This is a genomic window from Synechococcus sp. MVIR-18-1 (genome assembly GCF_014279835.1).
Classification (GTDB): domain Bacteria; phylum Cyanobacteriota; class Cyanobacteriia; order PCC-6307; family Cyanobiaceae; genus Synechococcus_C.
Genome location: NZ_CP047942.1, coordinates 1,487,583 through 1,507,612 on the forward strand (window position 1 = coordinate 1,487,583; position 20,030 = coordinate 1,507,612).

General features: G+C 51.1%; 26 protein-coding genes. 9 read left to right on the plus strand and 17 right to left on the minus strand.

Features of this window, described 5'->3' with window-relative positions; genetic code table 11:
* Nucleotides 1-95: 95 nt before the first annotated feature.
* Entirely contained in the window at nt 96-1,019 is a 924-nt protein-coding gene (locus tag SynMVIR181_RS07845; RefSeq protein WP_186590568.1) for an NAD-dependent epimerase/dehydratase family protein, read from the plus strand.
* Here the strand turns inward: SynMVIR181_RS07845 and SynMVIR181_RS07850 are convergent.
* Nucleotides 985-1,533 carry a CDP-alcohol phosphatidyltransferase family protein gene (locus SynMVIR181_RS07850; protein ID WP_186588844.1) on the minus strand — a complete coding sequence of 183 codons (549 nt, stop codon included), beginning with the start codon at nt 1,531-1,533 and terminating at the stop codon, nt 985-987. The two genes, SynMVIR181_RS07845 and SynMVIR181_RS07850, sit on opposite strands and share 35 nt — an antisense overlap.
* 31 nt (nt 1,534-1,564) lie before the next feature.
* On the opposite strand from SynMVIR181_RS07850, the gene SynMVIR181_RS07855 reads away from it, so the two are divergent.
* Nucleotides 1,565-2,035 (plus strand): CBS domain-containing protein, encoded by a 471-nt coding sequence (locus tag SynMVIR181_RS07855; protein ID WP_186523109.1) that lies wholly within the window; start codon nt 1,565-1,567, stop codon nt 2,033-2,035.
* An 11-nt stretch (nt 2,036-2,046) separates the two neighbouring features.
* On the opposite strand, the gene SynMVIR181_RS07860 is transcribed toward SynMVIR181_RS07855, so the two are convergent.
* Nucleotides 2,047-3,231: a hypothetical protein gene (locus SynMVIR181_RS07860; protein ID WP_186588845.1), complete on the minus strand. Its 1,185-nt coding sequence runs from the start codon at nt 3,229-3,231 to the stop codon at nt 2,047-2,049.
* On the opposite strand from SynMVIR181_RS07860, the gene SynMVIR181_RS07865 reads away from it, so the two are divergent.
* Together SynMVIR181_RS07865 and SynMVIR181_RS07870 are read left to right on the plus strand one after the other, a co-directional pair.
* The gene (locus SynMVIR181_RS07865; RefSeq protein ID WP_186588846.1) at nt 3,190-3,783 is read left to right on the plus strand and encodes a L,D-transpeptidase; all 594 of its coding nucleotides are present in this window, start codon (nt 3,190-3,192) and stop codon (nt 3,781-3,783) included. The two genes, SynMVIR181_RS07860 and SynMVIR181_RS07865, sit on opposite strands and share 42 nt — an antisense overlap.
* A 15-nt stretch (nt 3,784-3,798) precedes the next feature.
* A complete protein-coding gene (locus SynMVIR181_RS07870) occupies nt 3,799-4,077 on the plus strand; it encodes a hypothetical protein (protein WP_115070157.1) in 279 nt (92 codons plus the stop codon).
* Between the two features lie 18 nt (nt 4,078-4,095).
* On the opposite strand, the gene SynMVIR181_RS07875 is transcribed toward SynMVIR181_RS07870, so the two are convergent.
* Nucleotides 4,096-5,601: a hypothetical protein gene (locus SynMVIR181_RS07875; protein ID WP_370593835.1), complete on the minus strand. Its 1,506-nt coding sequence runs from the start codon at nt 5,599-5,601 to the stop codon at nt 4,096-4,098.
* Nucleotides 5,598-6,338: a ligase-associated DNA damage response endonuclease PdeM gene (pdeM, locus tag SynMVIR181_RS07880; RefSeq protein WP_370593836.1), complete on the minus strand. Its 741-nt coding sequence runs from the start codon at nt 6,336-6,338 to the stop codon at nt 5,598-5,600. The genes SynMVIR181_RS07875 and pdeM overlap by 4 nt, the downstream gene beginning before the upstream one ends.
* A gap of 256 nt (nt 6,339-6,594) precedes the next feature.
* Between pdeM and SynMVIR181_RS07885 the strand changes: the two genes are divergently transcribed.
* Nucleotides 6,595-7,671, plus strand: coding sequence for a transporter substrate-binding domain-containing protein (locus tag SynMVIR181_RS07885; protein WP_186588848.1), 1,077 nt, complete (start codon nt 6,595-6,597; stop codon nt 7,669-7,671).
* A gap of 8 nt (nt 7,672-7,679) precedes the next feature.
* Here SynMVIR181_RS07885 and SynMVIR181_RS07890 read toward each other — a convergent pair whose 3' ends face one another.
* Complete coding sequence (locus SynMVIR181_RS07890; protein ID WP_186523117.1) at nt 7,680-7,916, minus strand: CopG family transcriptional regulator; 237 nt, start codon at nt 7,914-7,916, stop codon at nt 7,680-7,682.
* Between the two features lie 94 nt (nt 7,917-8,010).
* On the opposite strand from SynMVIR181_RS07890, the gene SynMVIR181_RS07895 reads away from it, so the two are divergent.
* Complete coding sequence (locus SynMVIR181_RS07895; protein ID WP_186588849.1) at nt 8,011-8,607, plus strand: PCC domain-containing protein; 597 nt, start codon at nt 8,011-8,013, stop codon at nt 8,605-8,607.
* Between the two features lie 39 nt (nt 8,608-8,646).
* On the opposite strand, the gene SynMVIR181_RS07900 is transcribed toward SynMVIR181_RS07895, so the two are convergent.
* The 3 genes from SynMVIR181_RS07900 to SynMVIR181_RS07910 form a co-directional block, all read right to left on the minus strand.
* Entirely contained in the window at nt 8,647-8,835 is a 189-nt protein-coding gene (locus tag SynMVIR181_RS07900; RefSeq protein WP_186519590.1) for a hypothetical protein, read from the minus strand.
* A 723-nt stretch (nt 8,836-9,558) separates the two neighbouring features.
* Complete coding sequence (locus tag SynMVIR181_RS07905; RefSeq protein WP_186588850.1) at nt 9,559-10,071, minus strand: hypothetical protein; 513 nt, start codon at nt 10,069-10,071, stop codon at nt 9,559-9,561.
* Between the two features lie 277 nt (nt 10,072-10,348).
* Nucleotides 10,349-10,651 (minus strand): hypothetical protein, encoded by a 303-nt coding sequence (locus tag SynMVIR181_RS07910; protein WP_186590703.1) that lies wholly within the window; start codon nt 10,649-10,651, stop codon nt 10,349-10,351.
* A gap of 226 nt (nt 10,652-10,877) precedes the next feature.
* Between SynMVIR181_RS07910 and SynMVIR181_RS07915 the strand changes: the two genes are divergently transcribed.
* The 3 genes from SynMVIR181_RS07915 to SynMVIR181_RS07925 all read left to right on the plus strand — a co-directional run bounded on the left by SynMVIR181_RS07915 (nt 10,878) and on the right by SynMVIR181_RS07925 (nt 12,678).
* The gene (locus tag SynMVIR181_RS07915; RefSeq protein WP_186588851.1) at nt 10,878-11,264 is read left to right on the plus strand and encodes a hypothetical protein; all 387 of its coding nucleotides are present in this window, start codon (nt 10,878-10,880) and stop codon (nt 11,262-11,264) included.
* 565 nt (nt 11,265-11,829) lie between these two features.
* A complete protein-coding gene (locus SynMVIR181_RS07920) occupies nt 11,830-12,315 on the plus strand; it encodes a hypothetical protein (RefSeq protein WP_186588852.1) in 486 nt (161 codons plus the stop codon).
* 168 nt (nt 12,316-12,483) lie between these two features.
* Nucleotides 12,484-12,678, plus strand: coding sequence for a hypothetical protein (locus SynMVIR181_RS07925; RefSeq protein WP_186588853.1), 195 nt, complete (start codon nt 12,484-12,486; stop codon nt 12,676-12,678).
* Between the two features lie 27 nt (nt 12,679-12,705).
* Here the strand turns inward: SynMVIR181_RS07925 and SynMVIR181_RS07930 are convergent, their stop codons facing one another.
* From SynMVIR181_RS07930 to SynMVIR181_RS07970, 9 genes are read right to left on the minus strand one after another with little or no spacing between them, the layout of a single operon-like run.
* Entirely contained in the window at nt 12,706-12,969 is a 264-nt protein-coding gene (locus SynMVIR181_RS07930; protein WP_186588854.1) for a 2TM domain-containing protein, read from the minus strand.
* A gap of 45 nt (nt 12,970-13,014) precedes the next feature.
* Nucleotides 13,015-14,058, minus strand: a complete 1,044-nt coding sequence (locus SynMVIR181_RS07935; RefSeq protein WP_186588855.1) for a hypothetical protein — start codon at nt 14,056-14,058, stop codon at nt 13,015-13,017.
* 40 nt (nt 14,059-14,098) lie between these two features.
* Nucleotides 14,099-14,992 carry a metal ABC transporter substrate-binding protein gene (locus tag SynMVIR181_RS07940; RefSeq protein ID WP_186588856.1) on the minus strand — a complete coding sequence of 298 codons (894 nt, stop codon included), beginning with the start codon at nt 14,990-14,992 and terminating at the stop codon, nt 14,099-14,101.
* A 48-nt stretch (nt 14,993-15,040) separates the two neighbouring features.
* Nucleotides 15,041-15,823 (minus strand): metal ABC transporter permease, encoded by a 783-nt coding sequence (locus SynMVIR181_RS07945; RefSeq protein WP_186588857.1) that lies wholly within the window; start codon nt 15,821-15,823, stop codon nt 15,041-15,043.
* Nucleotides 15,816-16,532: a metal ABC transporter ATP-binding protein gene (locus tag SynMVIR181_RS07950; RefSeq protein WP_255444212.1), complete on the minus strand. Its 717-nt coding sequence runs from the start codon at nt 16,530-16,532 to the stop codon at nt 15,816-15,818. The genes SynMVIR181_RS07945 and SynMVIR181_RS07950 overlap by 8 nt, the downstream gene beginning before the upstream one ends.
* Before the next feature lie 11 nt (nt 16,533-16,543).
* Nucleotides 16,544-17,932 (minus strand): hypothetical protein, encoded by a 1,389-nt coding sequence (locus tag SynMVIR181_RS07955; RefSeq protein ID WP_186588858.1) that lies wholly within the window; start codon nt 17,930-17,932, stop codon nt 16,544-16,546.
* On the minus strand, nt 17,929-18,618 hold the full coding sequence (locus SynMVIR181_RS07960; RefSeq protein ID WP_186588859.1) for a TIGR03943 family protein: 690 nt from the start codon (nt 18,616-18,618) through the stop codon (nt 17,929-17,931). The genes SynMVIR181_RS07955 and SynMVIR181_RS07960 overlap by 4 nt, the downstream gene beginning before the upstream one ends.
* Nucleotides 18,619-18,622: 4 nt before the next feature.
* On the minus strand, nt 18,623-19,582 hold the full coding sequence (locus tag SynMVIR181_RS07965; RefSeq protein ID WP_186588860.1) for a permease: 960 nt from the start codon (nt 19,580-19,582) through the stop codon (nt 18,623-18,625).
* Nucleotides 19,583-19,597: 15 nt separating this feature from the next.
* Nucleotides 19,598-19,939 carry a c-type cytochrome gene (locus tag SynMVIR181_RS07970; protein WP_186523141.1) on the minus strand — a complete coding sequence of 114 codons (342 nt, stop codon included), beginning with the start codon at nt 19,937-19,939 and terminating at the stop codon, nt 19,598-19,600.
* Nucleotides 19,940-20,030 lie beyond the last annotated feature (91 nt).

A 20,030-nucleotide genomic window follows, 5' to 3' on the forward strand; every position in this document is an offset into this window, starting at 1 on the left:
CACCTTTCACTGTCTCCATCCTGCAGGCCGGGGGGCAAGCGTGATGTCTGCTGTGGAATGGCCGCGCTTCAATGGCTGGGTTGAGCGCCTTGCTGATGAAGATTCTCGTAATGGGTGGCACCCGCTTTGTTGGGAAGCCATTGGTGGCAAGGCTTCAAGACCAGGGGCATGCACTCACCCTGTTCACACGAGGTCGACTTCCCTCACCCAAAGGAGTGGAGTCAATCCAAGGAGATCGCAGTGTTGATGCCGATCTCGACCAACTCAAGGGACGTGACTTTGAGGTAATCATCGACAGCTCCGGCCGCAGTTTGGACGACAGTCGTCGCGTCTTAGCGGTAACGGGCACGCCGACGCATCGCTTTCTGTATGTGAGTTCTGCTGGGGTCTATGCCGCCTCCACGCAGTGGCCGCTGGATGAAACAGCTGCGATCGATCCCGCCAGTCGACATTCAGGCAAGGCCGACACCGAACAATGGCTGCAAGAGCAGGGGATTCCCTTCACCAGCTTCCGTCCCACCTACATCGTGGGACCTGGGAATTACAACCCCGTAGAGCGCTGGTTCTTTGACCGAATCGTGAATGATCGCCCGATTCCCCTTCCAGGATCAGGTGAGACCATCACCCAGATCGGCCACGCTGAAGACCTGGCTGAGGCCATGGCGCGCTCGCTTGAGGTGGATGCCGCTAGCAATCGGATCTACAACTGCAGCGCAAGCCGAGGCATCACCTTCCGTGGCTTGATTGAGGCGGCAGCCGTGGCCTGTGGCCGAGACCCCAAGCAATTGGATTTACGACCGTTTGACCCCAGTGGACTAGATCCCAAAGCCCGCAAGGCCTTTCCTTTAAGGCTCAGTCATTTTTTAACCGACACCACCCGCGTCAGGCGTGAACTGGCTTGGGAACCCCGGTTTGATGCCTGTGCCTCCCTCCTTGACAGCTATCAGCGGGACTACAAAGGCAAGCCGACACCCGATCCTGACTTCAGCGCTGACCAGGCTCTGATCGGCGAGGTTTGAGATAGCCCCAGGCTGACCACAACGCCAAAAACAACGAGGGCCAAAACAAACCCACACCAACCCCTCTCAAACCCTGAACCAGTGCTGCATCTCCCCACAGAGGGGGCCAAAGCATGAGCGCAAGGCTGAGAAATTGGAGGATTGTTTTGGCTTTCCCTGCAGCGGATGCTGGTGCCCCATCACTGCTTCCACCACGCCAGCCAGAGATCAGCAATTCACGGGCCAGCAACAGCCAGACAGCCCAAACAGGAAGGGTTCCCTCTGACGCCAACCAGATCAGAGGAGCACTGATCAACAACTTGTCAGCGAGAGGGTCCAGCCGAGCGCCCCACGTGCTGCCACCACCGGCACGTCTCGCCAACCAGCCATCCGCTGCATCGCTCCAGCCTCCAATCAGCAATAACCACCAGGCCAACGCGTCGTAATGCGTCGCCAAGGCAAGCAGAAGCGGGAGCCCCATCAGGGCTCGAGCCAAGGTGAGTCGATCAGCCCAGAGGCGCCAGGGAGAGATCAAGGCTCAGAATGCATTGAGATGCGTGGATTCCATGGTGCTTCAGCAGACGGTCAAAGAGGTGATGTCATCGCCCGTATTGACTGTGACACCAGAAACGGCATTAAAAGATGCCGTGAGTCTGCTGAGCGATCACCACATCAGTGGCCTGCCGGTGGTGGATCAGAACGGACTTCTGATCGGTGAGCTCACCGAGCAAGACCTCATGGTGCGTGAAAGCGGAGTTGATGCCGGCCCCTACGTGATGCTGTTGGACAGCGTGATTTATCTGAAGAATCCACTCAACTGGGACAAGCAGGTTCATCAAGTGCTGGGCACCACGGTGGCCGATCTGATGGGACGTGACCTTCACAGCTGCTCAGAGAGTCTCCCTCTCCCCAAAGCTGCATCGTTGCTGCATGAACGCAGCACCCAGAGACTGATCGTGGTGGACGACAACAAACACCCCGTGGGAGTGTTAACGCGGGGTGACATCGTCCGAGCCTTGGCGTCAGGACAGTCTTAGCGAGAACAGTCTTAGCGAGAAGCGAGTGGCGTGATTCGAATCGCCACAGGCTTGATGAAACGGAACTCCACCAGATCCCCGAGAGCTAGCTCATCGAACACCATTCCAGGCATTCGCTTGCTGACGTCAAGATTGTGAACCTTCCCGAATGGTCCGCGGAGACTCAAGGTGCGATCGGTTCGCGAGATCCTCACCACCTCGGCGCTGCCCGTAGCCATCGCCACACGAGTGCCCTTCGGCACAGGGCCAAAATCTCCAGCAATCTCAACATCCTGGCGCTCAAAACTGAGGGCTTTGCTCGTGGCAGGGCGAAGGTCAACCACCAAACCATCCAAAATATCCATTGAAATCTCTGTGCCTGGACTCAACTTCAAGCTGTTGAGATCCACGGCCGACGTCACAAGGATGTTATGTCCCTCTGGGCCTTCAATTTCCAGCACCTTCTGATCTGGAAGCAGGCGGGTCACGATGGCGTGGAGATGGGTGATCTCAAACGACTCCAGAAGTTCCGCCTTCAGGGTCATTCCAGACCGAAGCAGATCGCTCGCTAAGGGAGGCCTTAGGGCCGAAGGACGGCTCAGCGAACGAGACAGTTTGCGGACATCAACCGCGACGGGCTGGACCAAGCGGAAATCCACGAGGTCGCCAACGTTCAAATCCTTAAGAGGATCATTCTCTGGCGTCACTAACACGTCGAGATTATTGATGCCGCCAAAGGGACCCATCAGGCTCAGGCTTCCATCCTGACGATCGAGCTTGATCACCCTTCCCGTTCCTGAGGCAAGGGCGACGCGCATGCCTTTCTTCAACTTGCCCATATCACTGGGAAGGATGATGTCTTCACGACTAAAGCTCAGATCTTGATCGTCGCTTGGTTCAAGGTCGACCAACAATCCATCGAGAACGGAGAGGCTCACCTCATCTCCAGGTTCTAAGCCAAGCGGCTCTAGATCCAGGCCAACCGTATAAACCTCCGTATGCCCCTCTGGATCCACAATTTCGATCACCTTTTCTTTGGCTAGAGCTTCGCTAACGGTTCCTTTCAGCTCCGTCACCTCAAAACCAGCCAGTTGCTCTTTATCGAATCCAGCAAGAGCACGCTGAGGGCAGAGCACAGCTGAGGCCAGCAAGGTGCAGATCAGCAGCACTCGGCCATGGAGTTGTTGACGGGTCTTCTGGCGCGACGTGCGGATCATTGGTTGGTGATTAAACGTGCAGAGACGGTAGCTCCCTATTCTGATGAGTCAAAATACGCACAGTTTTGCGTGCGGCGCATGTCAAGTTCATGGATGCGCCAGGTGGCGCTTTGCATTGGTGTCGCTGTTGTTGCTTCAGCAACTCAGCTGCCTGCCCGCGCTGAGAAGACGATCGAAATCAGCTTGAAGGATCGCTATTTGAAGCTGCTGGATTCCGGGGTTGTTGTCGCTCGCTTTCCCGTTGCGATAGGCGCTCCTGAATCACCAACGCCCGCGGGGAACTACGCAATCACCCGCATGGAAGATGCGCCGATCTATCACAAGAAAGGGAAGGTCATCGCGCCAGGTCCCAAGAATCCTGTTGGAGTGCGCTACATGGCTTACTTCCAGCTTGGGACTGGTGAATACGCCATTCACGGAACAGCCTGGCCCAACTGGGTCAATCTGAGAGCTGCTGTCAGCCTTGGCTGCATTCGCATGCTCAACAAAGATGTGATCAGCCTGTTCAATCAAGTCGACGTCGGGACGCCCGTCGTTGTGACATCCAAATAACCACTCCATTAAGCCATGCGTTTAAATCCACTCCTTCTGGTTGCGATTTCAGCCTGCATCGCCGCCCCCCTTTCAGCTCAAGGCTCATCAAGCCAAGAGATGCCGGAGCAAAAGTTTTTAGATCAGGTTGAAGCCCCTGGCCATGTGCTGATTACAGCCCGTGGTGCTGATGCGGTGAACGCTGAAGCCCGCCGCAAAGGCCTGAAATTTCCTGCCGTGGGCTATTGGTCTCCAGACAATGTGTGTTTCAGCAATCCTCCCAAAGGTGATTGCAATGGATTGTTCACCCGTTGAAGCGCATCAAGAGAACGATCAGGGCAAAGGTGGAGGAGGGAGCACCGGCGGAGGTGGTGCTCCATAGATGATGCTCTTCTCGTCTTCAGCTGACGACACCGATTCCTCTTCGTTCAGTCCAGGGGTTGGAGGGATGGGCTCAGGCCAGGCTTCAGGATCCTCCGGAAGGATCTGATCCTCCTGAAGCAAAACCGGTGGCGGTAGATCCGGAGGTAAATCGAAATCCCATGGCTGAGTCTCAGCATCTGAGTTGGACAGGTCGTCCTGTTCCCTCTCAACGTCGGACCGTTCTCGGAGCACGAGTGGGTCCGCGGTAATCGGAGGTTCCCGCAGCGGTTGCCTCGTCGGAACGATTTCGGTGACAGGTGTGGTCTGGTTGTAATCGAGGCGTGGTGAGGGCTTAGGTGCCCAGATCATGCGCGCAATCGGCTCAACACCCTGCTCCATCACACGGTTCAAACCAGCCAAAGCACGATCCATGAGTTGCCCCCCATAGAAAAACGCACAGTCAGACGCACCCTCGCAGCGCTGGCTGGTCTCGATGCGTCTGGTCAAATCAGCGATCAACCCTCCTTCCAGTCGGACACGACGCTCACTCAATCGGAGTAAATAGGGAACGTGCACAAAGCTGGTGGCGCCACCACTAATCCAGTTGGCATCTTCTTCTGTGAAACCTTTCACTCCAGGAATGATGAGACGACTCTTCGAGGCGTGATCTGGCATGTAGGCAGCAACAAGACCCCGCCGACGTGCCAGATCCTTTGTTTGCTCGAGAGTGAGGCCGTCTTTGCTCATCAACATTTCGATGCGCCCGTCAGCCTTCAAGCCGTAGACCATGCGAATGCGTGGCAGGTAATAACGAATACGTTGGCCCATGCTGATGCTGTAAGCCCCCTTGTAGCTCTCAGGTGGCTCCTCCAGGTCGTTGTAGATGCTGTGCAGACCCCCAACAAACATGTCGTAGGCCTTGGCACGATCGGGGGTTAATTCTCCATATCCGAAATCAACGGTTCCATCCTTGAGGATGCCAATGAAGGCGCGTTGTCTAGAAGCCGTTCGATTGCGTCCGCGCCAAACTCTGCTGCCGAGTTTCAAATCACCGAGTGGAACAGTAATTTCCTGTCCAAACTCATCAATATGCCGCTCGTACATCGGTCCAGAGACGTAGGCGAGAGCGGCAGTGTCCTCAAAGGCATCCTGCTCACGATCCCAACCTTCAAGGAGGCCTAGCCGCACGTCGCGGGGGTCAAAATCGAGGGCATAGACCTCATCGTCGGGCTGGTAGGCAAAAGGCCCTGCCACAGAATTGGCCAGATCGATTGGCTTGGGCTCTGTCGAAATCTCCCGTTTTTCGGAAGTTCTAGGCGCAAGCGCAATTAAACCCATGAAGACCGTTATCGGGATCACCACAATCAGCCAACGCTTGCGCCAGAGGCTGGAACGCTGGGGGACGGGCTTGGGCTTACGTCTCTTCTTTTGAGCCGGGATGTCTGCAGCAGAAGCTGAAGTCCGATTTCGAATCACCGGACCAGCCTTTTTTTTCGAACGCGGGATTCGGGGTTCTGCCAAGGAACGATGGTGCCCTCAGCCACCAACCATTTGCGGTAAAGCTGACTGCATTCATGCCCTCCCGTCAACTCACCAAAGGCTGGAATCAACAATCTTTCCTCCATAGCGTCGTAGGCAAAACAGGGAAGACGAAGGCGATCACTACCAGAGCTGAGGCTCGCAACCGGGTGAATATGGCCGCAAACGTTAAGCAAATGGGCTTGTTGGCAGGAAAGATCGAATGAAGAATCCGCTGCATGCTCAGGTTCATGACTGAGCCAAAGTTGTCCGAGTCGATAACTCGGCTGCTGGGGCAGACCCAACGTGCGGCAGTGACGATCATGATTGCCACCCACCAGGGTGACGGGACAACCCGCGAGCTCAGGAAGTGCCTCCAGGGTCTCGCGAAGGGTCTCGGTCAAACCAAGGGGACCATGCACCAGATCACCAAGAATGATGAGAGTCTCGGGCTGAACGCGCGCGCAAAGCTCCAACAATGGATTCAACGTGCCGCGATCCCCATCACTGGGCAGAGGGATTCCATGGGCTTGAAACACCTCGGCTTTGCCCAAATGCAGATCGGCAATCAGGAGTTCACGGCCTTTAGGACGCCAGAGAGCCTTCTCCGGGAGAAATTCGAGTCGCTCCTGCCCCCAAGTCCAGGTCAGGCCATAACCAGTGCCCTGAAGATCAGCGCTCGTTGAAGGGATCAACTCTGAACTCAAAAGGTGCTCCCCCAACAACAACCAGACGTCATCAGACCCCTAAAGGACAAAGCAACCGTTTGATTGCCGTTATCACACATACGTTGCTTCGAGAGTTCCTTCCAGACCGCCGCAGTGAGAGTCTTTGACGTAAGACGCATTGGAACGATGACCCTGGCATTGCTACTTGCACTCCTTGGATCGCTGATGGCTATGGGTTTCATTATTCGCCGGCTAGAAAAGGGCTAAACAGGCGGGGATCGTCATGATACGTACGCTTGTACTCACTGGAATCGTTCTGATTTCACTGCCGATTCAGACACTCGCAAAAGAAGTCGCAAACGAGTTGCAGATTGGGGTCAGTGGGTCACCACCATTTGTGATCGAAGAGGATGGTGTGCTGAGTGGGATCAGTGTCGAGATTTGGAAGGACGTCGCAGAGCGTCTCGAGCAGCCTTACAAATTTGTTGTTCAGCCGAACACCAATGCAAATGTAGAAGCTGTCGCTGATGGCAGCGTTGATCTAGCCATCGGTCCAATCAGCATTACGCCAACCCGCCTAGCCAATCCGAAAATAGATTTTACGCAACCTTATTATCACGGATACGAAGGTTTACTGATCCCTCAGAAACCACCTGGACTGATAACGCGGCTTCGCCCATTCATTGGTTGGGCTGCTTTATCATCAGTGGGCATACTGATCACACTTCTGTTTATTTTTGGCAATCTCATTTGGTTGGCTGAGCGACGCAAAAACACCGAACAATTTCCTCGCCACTATTTTCATGGCGTAGGAAATGGAATGTGGTTTGGGCTCGTTACACTCACAACCGTTGGTTACGGTGATCGAGCACCACTATCACGAAGTGGCCGCATCATCGCTGGCATTTGGATGGTGATCTCACTCGTAGCAGTCTCGTCAATCACCGCAGGGCTTGCATCGGCTTTTACATTATCCCTCGCTGAAATAGCACCTTCAGCTATTCGCGAAAAAGCCGATTTAAGAGGTAAAGAAATAGCCGTTGTAGAAGGAACAACGAGCCTAAGATGGGGAAAACTATATGAAATCAACGCCTTCCTCACCAAAGACTTAAACGGAGCAATCAAAATCCTTAATCAAGGAAAAGTAGAAGGCATTATTTTTGACGAAGCTCCGCTTCGACACTATCTCAAGCAAAACAAAAAGAGCAAGCTAAAACTTGCAAACTTTCCATTAGCGATACAAACCTATGGATTCGTACTACCGATGGGAAGTCCATTAAGAAACCAATTAAATATTGAGCTTCTAGATATGGAACGGAACGGAGTCACAGAAAGAATTAAAACAAGATTATTGGATTAAGAGGATATTTATTGAATCACAGTGTGGCGTCGCAACCCATCTTCAATTAGAAATGTTGCCAAGCTGCTACAACTCCTACCTTCCTGAAGTGCTTGCTGCTTAAGCCGACTCATAATGCCAGCGGGAAGTGTCACATTAAGACGCTCCGACGTGGCAGCCTCGGCCACTTGGCCAGCACTAATCGAAGCATCTACAGGAACGAGCTGGTCCTGCAACTCATGCAAAAGACTTTCAAGAAATGACACGGTTAAGTTACGGTACCGTTACTAAGACGTATCTTAGCAGGGGATCCAGCTCCGGTTAGTCTCTTACCTAATAAAGGGAAGACCAATTCGACGAATGGATACGCTGACGCTTCATCTTGAGCCAGGACAAGACCTACTGCTATCGCTTTCAGAGGTAGCCCAAGAGAAGCAGATCAGCGGATTCCTATTAGGAGTCGTGGGAAATTTGTCAAAAGCATCATTTCAATGTCCAGGACGCGATCAACCAACAGTTTTAGAGGGTGAGCTAGAAATCATCACCTTAAATGGAACCTTTGATGCAGACGGAGTTCATCTCCACTTAAGTCTTTCAGATGGCGCATGTCAGGTTTGGGGAGGCCATCTAGAAAAAGGCTCACTGATACTGAAAGGGGCGGATCTTCTTCTGGGAATTCTCAAACAAGGTCAAGCAGCGCGAAGCAGAACCAAAACACGCTTAGAGATTGCGGTCCTTCCTGGATGTCCATGGTGCGCTAGTGCACTCAGGCTCTTAGAGGCTTATAACATTCCTCACCTGGTCATCACTGTTGACAATGACGTCACCTTCCAACAGTGTCAGCAACGTAGTGGGATGAATACCTTTCCACAAGTCTTTATTGATGGAACAACTATTGGCGGCTTCGATAGCCTTGAAAAACTACAACGTTCCGGCGAATTGCTCACACTCAAATGAGCACAACCATTCTCAAAAGCAATCTAACAAAAACGATTTTTACTTCTCTCTAAACTGCTGCTTCTCATGAAGTAGCTCAGTTTCTAGTTGATGAATCAACTTCGTAACAAGCGCCTGAAATTCAGGCTGACAACCACGGAAAGCTGCTTTATGACGAATCGGCTCGTTTCGCGTTCTTAGATCCGTCAGCATCAGCTGCAAGGCATCAATTTTTGCTGAAAAATTCATGGCTGAGTGGGTCTCATCAAATGAGGCTATGACACCGTTGGGTCCTTGAGAAGCATTTGTAACCGAAGCATTGAAACTAGCTCTAGCAAAAGCAAAAAGCATGCAACAAACGATCAAAGAACATTAAATCTCTAAAGCCAAGATCAATGAACGTAGTAAACGACCACAAGATCAGGAATAAATGATCAAGACAATCAACAACCAACCGTTCTGTTAATCAGCAAATCAGGGATTCTAAATAGTATAATTACAAAGTTCAAGTCATACCCATCAGGGATAATAATTTCAGGAGAAACCTGTCAATGTCCATCAGAAGCTGCCCGCGCTGTGGATCAACCTCCATCAGAGCTGATCGCTCCCTTGGTGGACGCTTGGTCTGCATGAACTGCGGTGCAGCAGTTGGGCAGGGACAAACCACGCGAACCAATCAAAATTCAATGCGTCAAGTCAATCGGCAATGGATTTGGTGGGCTATTGGTCTTGGCACACTGCTCATTGTGATCGCCATTCAATCAAGCTGACTTTATTTATTAGGAACGAATCAGAGATTAAAGTTGTACGTATCAAGCAAGACAAAATCCAGGCATCACAACACTCCTAAATTTACTACAAAAAGTGCAAAGAGATTGAAATTTCAAGCAAGATCATAAACATCAAGAGGGTAAGCTATCTGTTCAATGAATAACTCAACCCTAAGACAATTGATAGAAGCACAAAGAATAGTCAAAGGGGAGTGAAATATCTCCATGGAATACCAAACGTCGCAAGTGCATGACCATTATCGCCCAAATCTGCAGGAAAGACGGCTGCAATCGCTAACTCATCATCCTCAAAGCATGTACGAGATTTAACAACAAAACTAGCTAGATCGTCAGCACCCCACATCAAGGTCCCCGCTTTTTTTTCTTCTTGATAGTCCGCAAAAACATCTGCGAACTCATTTCCATGCTGACCATTGAGCATCTCATCAATAGCAGCATCAGGCCCACGGTCTGGGTAAATATCAAACAATTGACGGATTAAGGGATGATCAATTTTAGTTGAAACGCGCAAAACATTTCCCAAACTACCAACTGACGATTGCATCAACACGGGTGGCTCAAGTCGAGCATCGATAACAGCAACTGGAAGGTTGAAATCCCATACCAGACGCTCTCTCACATCAGCAGCTATCACAGTCAGTGGTTGAGAAAACTGCTCCACCAATCGTTTAACGCGGTCTTCTGAAATAGTCATGCATACAAAATAACGCTTAAAAACGACTGCTGTTAAGGCCTATCAAATTGAGAACAACAGAAGTGCTCACGCCAACGAGCCATCGAATTGCTCAACAGCAACCAAAAGCACAAATCCAGTCTCAATACACTCAGATCCAAAAATTGAGATGCAAAGATTAATTCTTCATCAATCAAACATCACAAAGTTGAGAGAATAAAGAGCAATTGTTTAAATGAAGATTCTAAATAAAATCCACTAGCAACACAAGTATGCCCTGGCAGTTTGTTTTAAAAAATCAAACGATTGAATCGGCATACATCCACATGGCTGTCATCACTCCTACAGCAATTGTGATCATCAGTACGCTCATGCTGATGGTATTAAAACGGATTCGCCTTTGAATTTCTGCCATAATTTTTATGCCTAGAGCTTCCATGACAATACGACGAAAAAAAGATTGTGACGAATTCTTATTATTCCTTCGTGAAAGAGTTAACTCAGTGGATCTTATCCGAGCAAAAAACCAGTGAGGCCAACGGGTCTCAGCCATTACAAGCCAGGCCGGATGAGAGGAAACTTGAGCAAAGGCTAGATCCATTGAGCAGTGCGCTCAAAATAGATGGATCAGTAAAGACAGGAACCATCAATGGATCAAACAGTCAATTCAGATTCAGAGCCATTGATCCAATGCCTCTGAATCCATGTTTTAACAGCTAAGTTTGACCGGCCTTCAAATGATGAAACGAATTCTGACTCAAGGACAAGACCAATTCCAAGAGTATGGAATCAATCATCTGTAGAATTTAAAAAGAGACAGCAATGGGATGCAGATTCTCAACCATAAAAATCAGGCCCTCGTAATAGCACTGCTGGCAGGATTAACGGTACTCAACCCTGTATCTGCAGACGATGAACAAAAGGGAGATCAAATTAACATAGGATTATCAGAAGAACTCAGCAAAATCTCAATCAAGAAAATTCGGAAACTGGGAGGTAAAGAGTTTTCCTATCAAAATGCAGACAACAATATCATCCTTGTAAAATGTAATTCAGACATGATCTTGGTAAAATACTGGTATGTCAATAAGCTGGATAGTTCCACCCGGCAAGAAGCTACAAGCAAGATGCACTGGCATAGGGCAGCGCCCAAATCTCAAACACAACGAGAGAGCGAATTATTATGCAGTTCCAACAACAATCAGAGGAAATGAATCCCCCACGCGCTAACAAGTCAAGACAGATTTAAAATACCGAGCAAACAAAAAATATTGATAAAATAGCTTACATTACAATGCAAAGTCCGCATTCTATTCAGATTTAAGCACTTTTCTTGAATTTGAATTACACACAGCCAATCAAGCATGTGGTCAACTCTTAGGCACCAAAGCTGTTATCACATTGTACAAGCCTCCAATCATAATAAAATGCAAAGAATATAGAATCAATCTCATCTAAAATCACAAGCCATGGATATTATTATTTCAAAGCTCCTATCTAAACACATTGCCACCACCCATGTGCCATGCAGCGCAATTAGCAGAAAACAACTGCCCTCCATCATCCACATCTGCAGCAATAGCGAATGAAGGCATCATGAGGCTAAGAAGGGCTACTAAAGCGATTGAACTGATGTGACACATGACAAGACGAAAAAACAGTTGGATTTTTCTCAAATGACAGCTTTTTCAATGCAAGCCGAGTAGAGCTTCATTTTTGTTTTGTAAAGTCGAACCAAAAACCGAACAGACTGGTACAGAACGTTTGATCCACTGAGCCATGATTCGAAATGTGCTGTCTGCACTTTTCGCCTTTGTACTGGTGGCCTGCTTCCTCATGAGTCCTTCAACAGCTAACGCTTGTGTGGAAGGATTGGCCTGGGGTATGCCCCAATCAGAGATCAACGACCACCTCAATGGTGCGGTCAGGCAAGAAGACTTGAACCATCAACGCTTGATCGCTCGTAACATCCATCTCGATCAATTACCTGTTTCTCAGCTCACGTTGGACATGAACGAGCAGGGAGGGCTTGCATCACTGGCCTACGAATTCAGCATGGATGACATGACCGAGGTTCTTGCTGGTTTGAGTGCTCGGCACGGCAAGCCAATCAGCACATCGATCAAAGAAGACCACTATGAGGATCAGCTCTGGGTTTGGAACACAGGTGAGGACCTGATTACAGCCGTAAAACGAACGAGCGGCAATGTACAGAAATTTTTGATTTCCTACCGACCAAGTCGACTCAACCCCAAAACGCTTTAACCCCGGCTTGTTTTGAATCTTTATAGATCGAAGCTGGTTTCGTGTACATCGTTGGAAGCCTTTAAATCATCTAGCAAAGTGCAAAGCCTTGATCAAAAATTCCAATGAAGCGTTTCTTCCCCTGAAAATATTGCTATCACTAGAAAGAAGATACAATTACATCAGCTGATGAGCGATTTTTTTTACTTTCTAGAAAGCTGGAGATGGCCTTTAGCAATCGTTCTTTCCATCTTTTTTGTTAGTCGTGCCCTCATCGTGGTTGCAAGAATTGGAATCCGAGTTGAAATCTTCACGCGTCTACCCATTCTTGTAGGAACTGGAAGCGAGCCGATCCAAGCGGAAGTAGGAAAAGTGCGGATCTAGGAGACACGCACTTAAGACTTTTTCATTTCAGCTCTGCTCGATCTCTCTCTTGATCTCCTCTTCACTAAAGGAGTGTCGATGAGGATGGGTGATTTTCCATCCTTGAATCAAAAGAGCGCCCCCCCAACCGATAAGTGGATAGATCGGCCAAAAAAAGCCAAACCCAGAAAAAGCCCACACCACAATTAAGAGACCATTCACCCAGAGGTAATTGATCACTTGATGGCGATAGGACCTCTTGCGGCTAAGACGGCTGATGGCATGACGCCGAGATTCTTCGTCGATTGTCATCTGGCTATAGAGAATCCTTGGTGCTCTCTATAGCCAGTCATCCCCTTAAAAGCTAAAACTCACACCAGTTCCCACATGATGACTCCAGCCCTTACCCCAGCCTTCTCCACCTGCGGTGCTGTAGATAGGCTTCCAATGGGCAAATAACACCACACTGTCTGCAAGTGGATATTCCATCCCAATCTCGCCGCCCCAATCTGTCCTCTGGGAAAGACCTGAGTAATCACCAGGTGAGTAAAAACGAGGCCCAGCAGTAAGGGTCACATTGAGCTGGTCAACAAAGAAGCCGAATCCAAGCCAGGTATCCGTATAATTTCCAATAAAAAGGCCGTCGGTCTCCCAACCGCTTCGATTTTCAACAGACACAAACACGCCATCTAGAACGGATTCAAGTCCATCTCCAAGGGCAAAGTTGAGATCGCCATCTCCAAAGGCATAAACGAGCTTGGCTCCCACCTCATTTTTCAGACCAACACTGTCTTCACCCTCATTACCGGTGACGTAATAAGGCCACCAAGACAATGACAATTCGAGGCGATCATTCGGTTGATAACGGGCCTGCATAAAGCCCTTGATATCTGTACGACGGAACGGTGCTCCTGATCCATGGCCATGGCCTTCATGTCCAGCATGGGAATCGCCATGACCCTCCTCATGATCACCATGATCATCACCATGATCTTCAGCGTGATCCCCATGATCATCGCCGTGTTCATCGCCATGGCCGCCATGACCTCCCTCCTCAACATGCACGCGACCATAAAAATGCTCTGCTTCTCCCCAAACCAGGGAGGGACCGATCTGTGCTTCGATCGCGAAACTTCCCTTATTGGGTAAGCCCCATTCCAGAACAGCACCGAACTGGCCATCAATGGCGTAGTGCTCTGGACGCCCCTCCAGATTGGTTTCGAAGCCGCCGTGGCCTTCAATCGTGACCACTGGCCGGGCCTTAAATTCACCCGGTTTGAGCTCCTCACCACCACCTCCGTGTGCTCCATGAGCTCGAACAGGATGAAAGGCAAGATCGCCTCCTAATAAAAGTCCTGCAACAGCACCACCTTGAAGAACTCGACGCAAAATTAAATTCATGACAATAAGAAATAGTTAGAAAAGAAGATAGAAATAGTTATTAAATTGCAGCCCAACGCTGCTGAAGTTGAGACGCTCCCTTCTGATCACATTTGCCTCCTTGAGCATTTACAAAAATGCAAACATTGCTCGTTGCCGTTTGCACCAAGCTCTTCCCTGGTGCTTGCCCATCACCAAAAGGTACTTGCTTGGCAATCGGAAGCCCGCTACTCCGACTAATCCGTCGCATCGTTTTAGAAGGAGGAAGTGACTCGGGAAAGATGGCCTTACTTCCAGAAGCTTTGATCGACTTGCTGATTGCAGACAAGCTCGAAGGACGCAATGTTCCCCCCGTGGTGTAATCATCCAGAACGGGAAGTTCACGAACGCCGTAACGCTTAGCCAAAAAATCGTAAGTGCGGTGACCGGTCACAAGCACACGCTGCTTTTCTGGAACGGTGGCAACTTGTTGACCGATCCAAACGCCAAGAGAAGCAAGAACGCGATCAGCCTTCGCGCGGCGCTGGTCAATTTGAGCATCACCGTTGGCATCAAACAAGGGTTTCAATCTCGATGCAACGGTGTTGGCCATTGCAATCACATTGGCTGGGTCATGCCAGATGTGGGGATCTTTTGCGGGGTTGTTGGGGACAGCAATATTTCCAACCTTTACAACGGTGCCTGGAATTCTGATCTTGTTTAACGCCGGCGTGAGGTTGTACCCGTTCAAGAGCACAATTTTTGCTTTCGCAAGATTTTGGCGATCAGCTGGGCGCAATGCCATGGAGTGCGGATCTGTGCCCGGCTTGATCAAACAGATCACTTTTGCTTGATTTCCCACCAAAGTGCGCGTGAGATCGCAAAGAATCCCGTCGGCAGCCACCACGGTGGGAGTTGCCGTATTAGCTGCCGCCAGCAAAACACTTGCAAACGGTAAAGAAGCGATCAGGGGCACTTGCGAGAGGAGAATTTCTAGAAACGATAATCATTCTCATGAAAATGGCTAGGTACTTCTTCTTGCCAATGGGCAAAGCAACACAACGCAAGCCACACCAATCAAAGGACCTGGGGGGAGATTGAGAGGCAAGGCCAAAAGGAAGCCACCGCCACTCAGGGCCAAACCCACAACAGCTGCCTGAACCATTGCGGCACGAAGACTTTTTACCCGGCGTAGCCCTGGAAGAACCGGTGCGCATAGCAAGCCAATCACCAGAATCACTCCCACTGCTGCCATTGCACTGACAATCACCGCAGCAGTAACCGCAGACATGGCAAGCCGTAGACCTCGCACCGGCAGCCCCGCCGCCGCTGCACCCTCTGGATCAACACCCAAATAGACAAGCTGCCTATAGCGAGTGCCAAGAAGCAAGGCCACCGCAAGACACGCCACCAAAACCCGGCATATATCAAGCCAACCCACCGTGAGCAAATCACCAAACAGCAAGGCCTCAAGATCCAGGCGCAAACCCAGCAAAGGGATCAGCAAAACGCCGAGCCCAAGAAAACCGGCAAGCACGGTATTGATCACAGCTTCCTCATTCAGCTTCGAGCTGCGCTGCAATCGTTCCGCCAGCAGGGAACCAAGAATGCCGCTGATGATGCCCCCCACTGCTGGGTCAAAACCAAACGCAACGGATACCGCCAGTCCTGGAAGAACGGCATGGGAAATGAGGTTGGCCTGAAGCACCCGGCGCTGGGTCACTAACAGAGTTCCCATGACAGGACACAAAATCCCCACCAAAAGTGCCATCAACAGAGGCAACAACCAAAAAACGATCTCATCCACAGTGATGATTCCCCGGATTGACTAAACCTTTAAGAGAGCTCCTCACCTCCGCAGGTGGGCCATCAGCAAGAACACGCCGATCAACCACGATCACGCGGTCATAGGAATCGAGCGCCTCACCCCAGTCATGACTACTCACCAGCAAGGTATGACCAGCATCAGCCAATTGGCGCATCAGGAATAACAACTGATCACGAGAGGGCGGATCAATCGCAGCACAGGGTTCATCGAGAAGAAGCATGCGAGAGGGTTGTACCAAAGCGCGGGCCAGCAAAGCGCGTTGCTGCTGCCCACCTGAGAGTGCATCAAGGCGTCTGTTTCCAAGGTCTGCCAGCCCAACCCGTTGCATCGCAGCCTCCCGATCGCAGCACCCAAAGGCTTGACCGTTCATGGCTCCAAGATCCACGAGATCACGAACACTGATTGGGAACGACCAATCAATCCGACTGCGCTGAGGCATCAACACCACCCGTTCGCGGCAAGTTTCGATCGGATCCCCATCGCAATAAACCGAGCCACTTGTCGGACGTAATTGCCCCTTAAGCACATGCAACAGAGTGGATTTACCGGCTCCATTTGCACCAACTAGAGCTGTCAATGTCCCTGATTGCAGCGACAGCGAGACGTTTTCCAAGACAACGTTATCGCCATATTGAACATTCACATCCCTTGCTCTGAGAACTGGCTCTTCCAAAAATTGAAACGTCAAGTTGGCTCAACCTATCGACGGACCTTGGAGAATTCATCCAATTCGCCACCTGCCGGTAACCATCGCGCCAACACAACCTGAGGCTTAAGAAGCTCAAACTCAAGGCTGCTGCCATCAATTAGGGCAGCTCGGCGTTGCACACCATCCCCATCTGTCATCACCGTAAGAAGACGATTCGTGGCGGGATCAACATCAAGAATCGCGCCTGAAGCCAGATACCATCCAGGCAAAGACCTTCGCTTGAGCACTGTTCCAGAGCTGTTCAGAAGCAGTAATTCATCTCGAAGAGTCGGCGATGCATCACGCAGAACAATCCAAATCTTTTCTCCCCGGTTATCGCAAGCCGTTGCCATCACCCCCGCCTCCCCCAACCAAACCTGTCGTGGGGGCTGTCCTGGAATAACGAGCTCTATCGACCGTCGATAATCAGGCCAGTTCCTTAACAACACCGCGCGACCGGAGCCAGTGCAAAACGACTTGAGCTCCCTGCTTCCAGGCAGGCTCTGCGAAGCATTCCTATTTCGATCAGGGTTCATTGGTAAAAGATCAAGCCCGTCGTAAGAGGGAACAACCATTCCGCTTCCATCAGGAAGAAGACGAATTGCGCCTGCAACCTCGAGGTTGAGATCCCGTCGCTTGGAGCTAACCGAACGAATCCAGGTTCGATCGCTACCAGCTTCAATACCACCAACTTGCACGAGTAATTCCCCGCGCTGATTGCTACTTAAGTGGGCAAACAAAAGTGACCCAGATGCCAATGATTGGATGGCACCTGGCAACGGTTCAGCTAATTGTTGCGCTTGATCGCTAATCGCCCTTGGGGTGAGCTGGCGAAGCAACACCTCCAGCTTGGAAGGATCGTTATCGGTCACGAAGGCAACGCCCTCTCCATTGCCAAGCGGCTCAAGCTGAAGAATGCGCTGCTCAATAGACGACAACGGCAACCAACTGCCATCCTTACGACGCAGTTTCAACTGCTCTCCCTCCTCCTCGACCACCACTGCAACGAGAGTGGAACGAGGGTCCCACCAAAGCGAGTGGTTAGGCAGAGCAAGCCCCCGTTGATCATCCCCAGCAAGAACAAGCCTCTGAGGCGAACGAATGAGGGCGCCAGGATCGAGAAGCAAGCGGAACTGATCCTGTTGACCAAACCACTGATGGGGCTGATCGGGGAACAGACCACTATTTTCAGCCACCGACTTGCGGTTCATCGTTCGGCTGAAACGAACGTCAAGTGCTGCAGCACCTGAACGCATGGATTGAATCGCAACGGATCGCAAACGCGGCGGACGACGCAACAAAATCTGCTGCTGAACCAAAGCGACCAGGCCCAAGCCCATCAATGCGACGCTTAAAAGTCGAATCTTTGCGCTCGATGAGCCCAAACCCTTAGAGCTCATGGTTCCAAAGGCCGTTCAGGCCTAGGGATGGATTGAATTGTGATGGGCTTCACCATGTTGATAAGCAGTCCATCCATGGTCTTTGTTGTCATCGTTCCCTCGATAGCCAGCCATTCATCCGGCTTCGGATCCGCGTTTGCAGGCCATTCAATGGGGAGGCCAGCAGGGGTGGCATCAGCCAGACAGCACCGAACCGTGAGACGGGCGAGCTGGGGCTGCATCCCAGGGCGTTGAAGCACAAAACCACTAATTCTCACAGGATCACCCGCATGCAAATTGGGATCGGGCTGACTGCGCAGCAGCCGAACCCATTCCGTCAACGTGCGTTGTTCCGGCGGAAGGAAAAAACTCAATCGCGGCGCCTCAGGCAAGGTTTCGCTGCGATTCGCAGCCAAATCACTGAAAGAAGGTGCGGGGGGAAACAGCAAAACCAACAAGGCCACCGCAACCGAAACCAACCAACTCAAAGGAGTTAGAGGAGTTTTCAAGCGTGGAGCAGAGCGAAGCTGTATGGCTCCGAGCACCATCAGAACAACTCCTGCAATCGCAACCACCGGATGGAAAACCGCATTCAGCAGTAGATCCAAACGAGCCGACACACTGCTCCAAACCAACAACCATCCCCAAAGCAGCAAAACAAGGGGAGGGACGTATCGCGCTTGTCGAATCCGGTTCAGACGTGGCATTGCGTTACAGCAGCACAAGATTGACCCATTGCCCGATCAAGAGAACGAGCAACGATGCTGCAACTGCGGTGATGGCAATGGCTCGCGTTGAAAGAAGCACAGTGAACAAGCCAGCAAGCTTGAGATCCACCACTGGACCAAGCAGCAGAAAGGCCAACAAGGCACCAGGCGTGACCTGGGCGGCAAAGCCAAGCGCAAGAAATGCATCAACGCTGGAACAAACCGAAACCACGAGTGCCAAGAGCATCAGAGCTAGCACCGAAACGGTGGGGCCTGAGCCCAAAGCCAGCAGCCAACTGCGCGGCAACCAGGTTTGCACCGCAGCGGCAAGGGCACAGCCAAACACGAGCAGGGTGAGCAGGCTCAAGAATTCACGCGTGCTGTGTTGGAGCAGCTCCGCAGGCCGAAGCGGCACCTCCTCGAACCGACGTTCAGAAGCATTGAAGCTCACACCAACCAGTCCACTGCCACGTTCAAGCAGTCCCACCCGAGAAAGGGGTTGACTCAGTCTTCTTTCCTCGAGCAAGGCAGACGCCAACAACCTCGACTCAGGCAGCAGCCCCAGCAGAGCGCTGAGCGCGATCGCAATCAGAAAAGCACCGATTGGTCGCCCCCAAAGCAACCAGGTCTGATCAGGGAAGGCAGCCCAAGTGCTCGCCAACACAATCGGATTGAGAACCGGCGCTGCGAACAAAAAACCAAAACCAGTCCCCAACGGCGCTCCGCTTGCAAGCAAACGTCTCGCGACAGGAACGTTCCCACATTCACAAGCCGGCAAAGCGAAACCAAGCAAGGCTCCAACCACTGGCGCCAAGAGTGGATGGCGAGGCAGGCGCTTAATCCAAGTGGACTGGGGGACAAGCCATCTCGCCAGGCCAGCAATCGAAACGCCCAAAAGCAAAAAAGGAAGCGCTTCGATTAAGAGGCCTTGAAAGATGGCCCAGCCTGTAGCGAAGCGTGTCATCAAGCGGTGAAGCTGTTAACTCCAGCCATGGCTGGCTTGATCTTCAACGTAGGCAGCAACATCAGCAATTTCATTCTCACTAAGCACATCCAGGAATGCAGGCATCGCGTTACGCCCATAGGTGACCTGAGCCACGATTCCGGTCTCATGACCAGTCAAGTAGTTAGGAAGGAACGCCTCAAGGTCGGCCTGCCGCAACGTGCGCTCACTCTTCACAATGTTTCCACCGCCGGCATGGCATGCGGCGCAATTGGTATTAAAAATCTGACCGCCCCTAACGGTGTCAGAGGCCATCGCACGCATGGGCATGCTCAAGACCAGCACCAAAGCAAAAACAGCGGATAGCAAAAAACGCATGGTGCCCCAAATCAATTGTCACCATTCTCAGGAGATCTGAAGCACCGGTGGTGACGTTGCTGCAGATCGTTATGGAATGAATCTGAGAGTC

Bases quoted from the DNA above. Each gene is read 5' to 3' on its own strand.
- SynMVIR181_RS07845 (WP_186590568.1), top strand. From the start codon at position 96: ATGAAGATTCTCGTAATGGGTGGCACCCGCTTTGTTGGGAAGCCATTG.
- SynMVIR181_RS07855 (WP_186523109.1), top strand. From the start codon at position 1,565: ATGGTGCTTCAGCAGACGGTCAAAGAGGTGATGTCATCGCCCGTATTG.
- SynMVIR181_RS07865 (WP_186588846.1), top strand. From the start codon at position 3,190: ATGGAGTTGTTGACGGGTCTTCTGGCGCGACGTGCGGATCATTGGTTG.
- SynMVIR181_RS07860 (WP_186588845.1), bottom strand. From the start codon at position 3,231: ATGATCCGCACGTCGCGCCAGAAGACCCGTCAACAACTCCATGGCCGA.
- SynMVIR181_RS07870 (WP_115070157.1), top strand. From the start codon at position 3,799: ATGCGTTTAAATCCACTCCTTCTGGTTGCGATTTCAGCCTGCATCGCC.
- SynMVIR181_RS07885 (WP_186588848.1), top strand. From the start codon at position 6,595: ATGATACGTACGCTTGTACTCACTGGAATCGTTCTGATTTCACTGCCG.
- SynMVIR181_RS07895 (WP_186588849.1), top strand. From the start codon at position 8,011: ATGGATACGCTGACGCTTCATCTTGAGCCAGGACAAGACCTACTGCTA.
- SynMVIR181_RS07900 (WP_186519590.1), bottom strand. From the start codon at position 8,835: ATGAATTTTTCAGCAAAAATTGATGCCTTGCAGCTGATGCTGACGGAT.
- SynMVIR181_RS07905 (WP_186588850.1), bottom strand. From the start codon at position 10,071: ATGACTATTTCAGAAGACCGCGTTAAACGATTGGTGGAGCAGTTTTCT.
- SynMVIR181_RS07910 (WP_186590703.1), bottom strand. From the start codon at position 10,651: ATGGATCTAGCCTTTGCTCAAGTTTCCTCTCATCCGGCCTGGCTTGTA.
- SynMVIR181_RS07915 (WP_186588851.1), top strand. From the start codon at position 10,878: ATGCAGATTCTCAACCATAAAAATCAGGCCCTCGTAATAGCACTGCTG.
- SynMVIR181_RS07920 (WP_186588852.1), top strand. From the start codon at position 11,830: ATGATTCGAAATGTGCTGTCTGCACTTTTCGCCTTTGTACTGGTGGCC.
- SynMVIR181_RS07925 (WP_186588853.1), top strand. From the start codon at position 12,484: ATGAGCGATTTTTTTTACTTTCTAGAAAGCTGGAGATGGCCTTTAGCA.
- SynMVIR181_RS07930 (WP_186588854.1), bottom strand. From the start codon at position 12,969: ATGACAATCGACGAAGAATCTCGGCGTCATGCCATCAGCCGTCTTAGC.
- SynMVIR181_RS07935 (WP_186588855.1), bottom strand. From the start codon at position 14,058: ATGAATTTAATTTTGCGTCGAGTTCTTCAAGGTGGTGCTGTTGCAGGA.
- SynMVIR181_RS07955 (WP_186588858.1), bottom strand. From the start codon at position 17,932: ATGAGCTCTAAGGGTTTGGGCTCATCGAGCGCAAAGATTCGACTTTTA.
- SynMVIR181_RS07960 (WP_186588859.1), bottom strand. From the start codon at position 18,618: ATGCCACGTCTGAACCGGATTCGACAAGCGCGATACGTCCCTCCCCTT.
- SynMVIR181_RS07965 (WP_186588860.1), bottom strand. From the start codon at position 19,582: ATGACACGCTTCGCTACAGGCTGGGCCATCTTTCAAGGCCTCTTAATC.
- SynMVIR181_RS07970 (WP_186523141.1), bottom strand. From the start codon at position 19,939: ATGCGTTTTTTGCTATCCGCTGTTTTTGCTTTGGTGCTGGTCTTGAGC.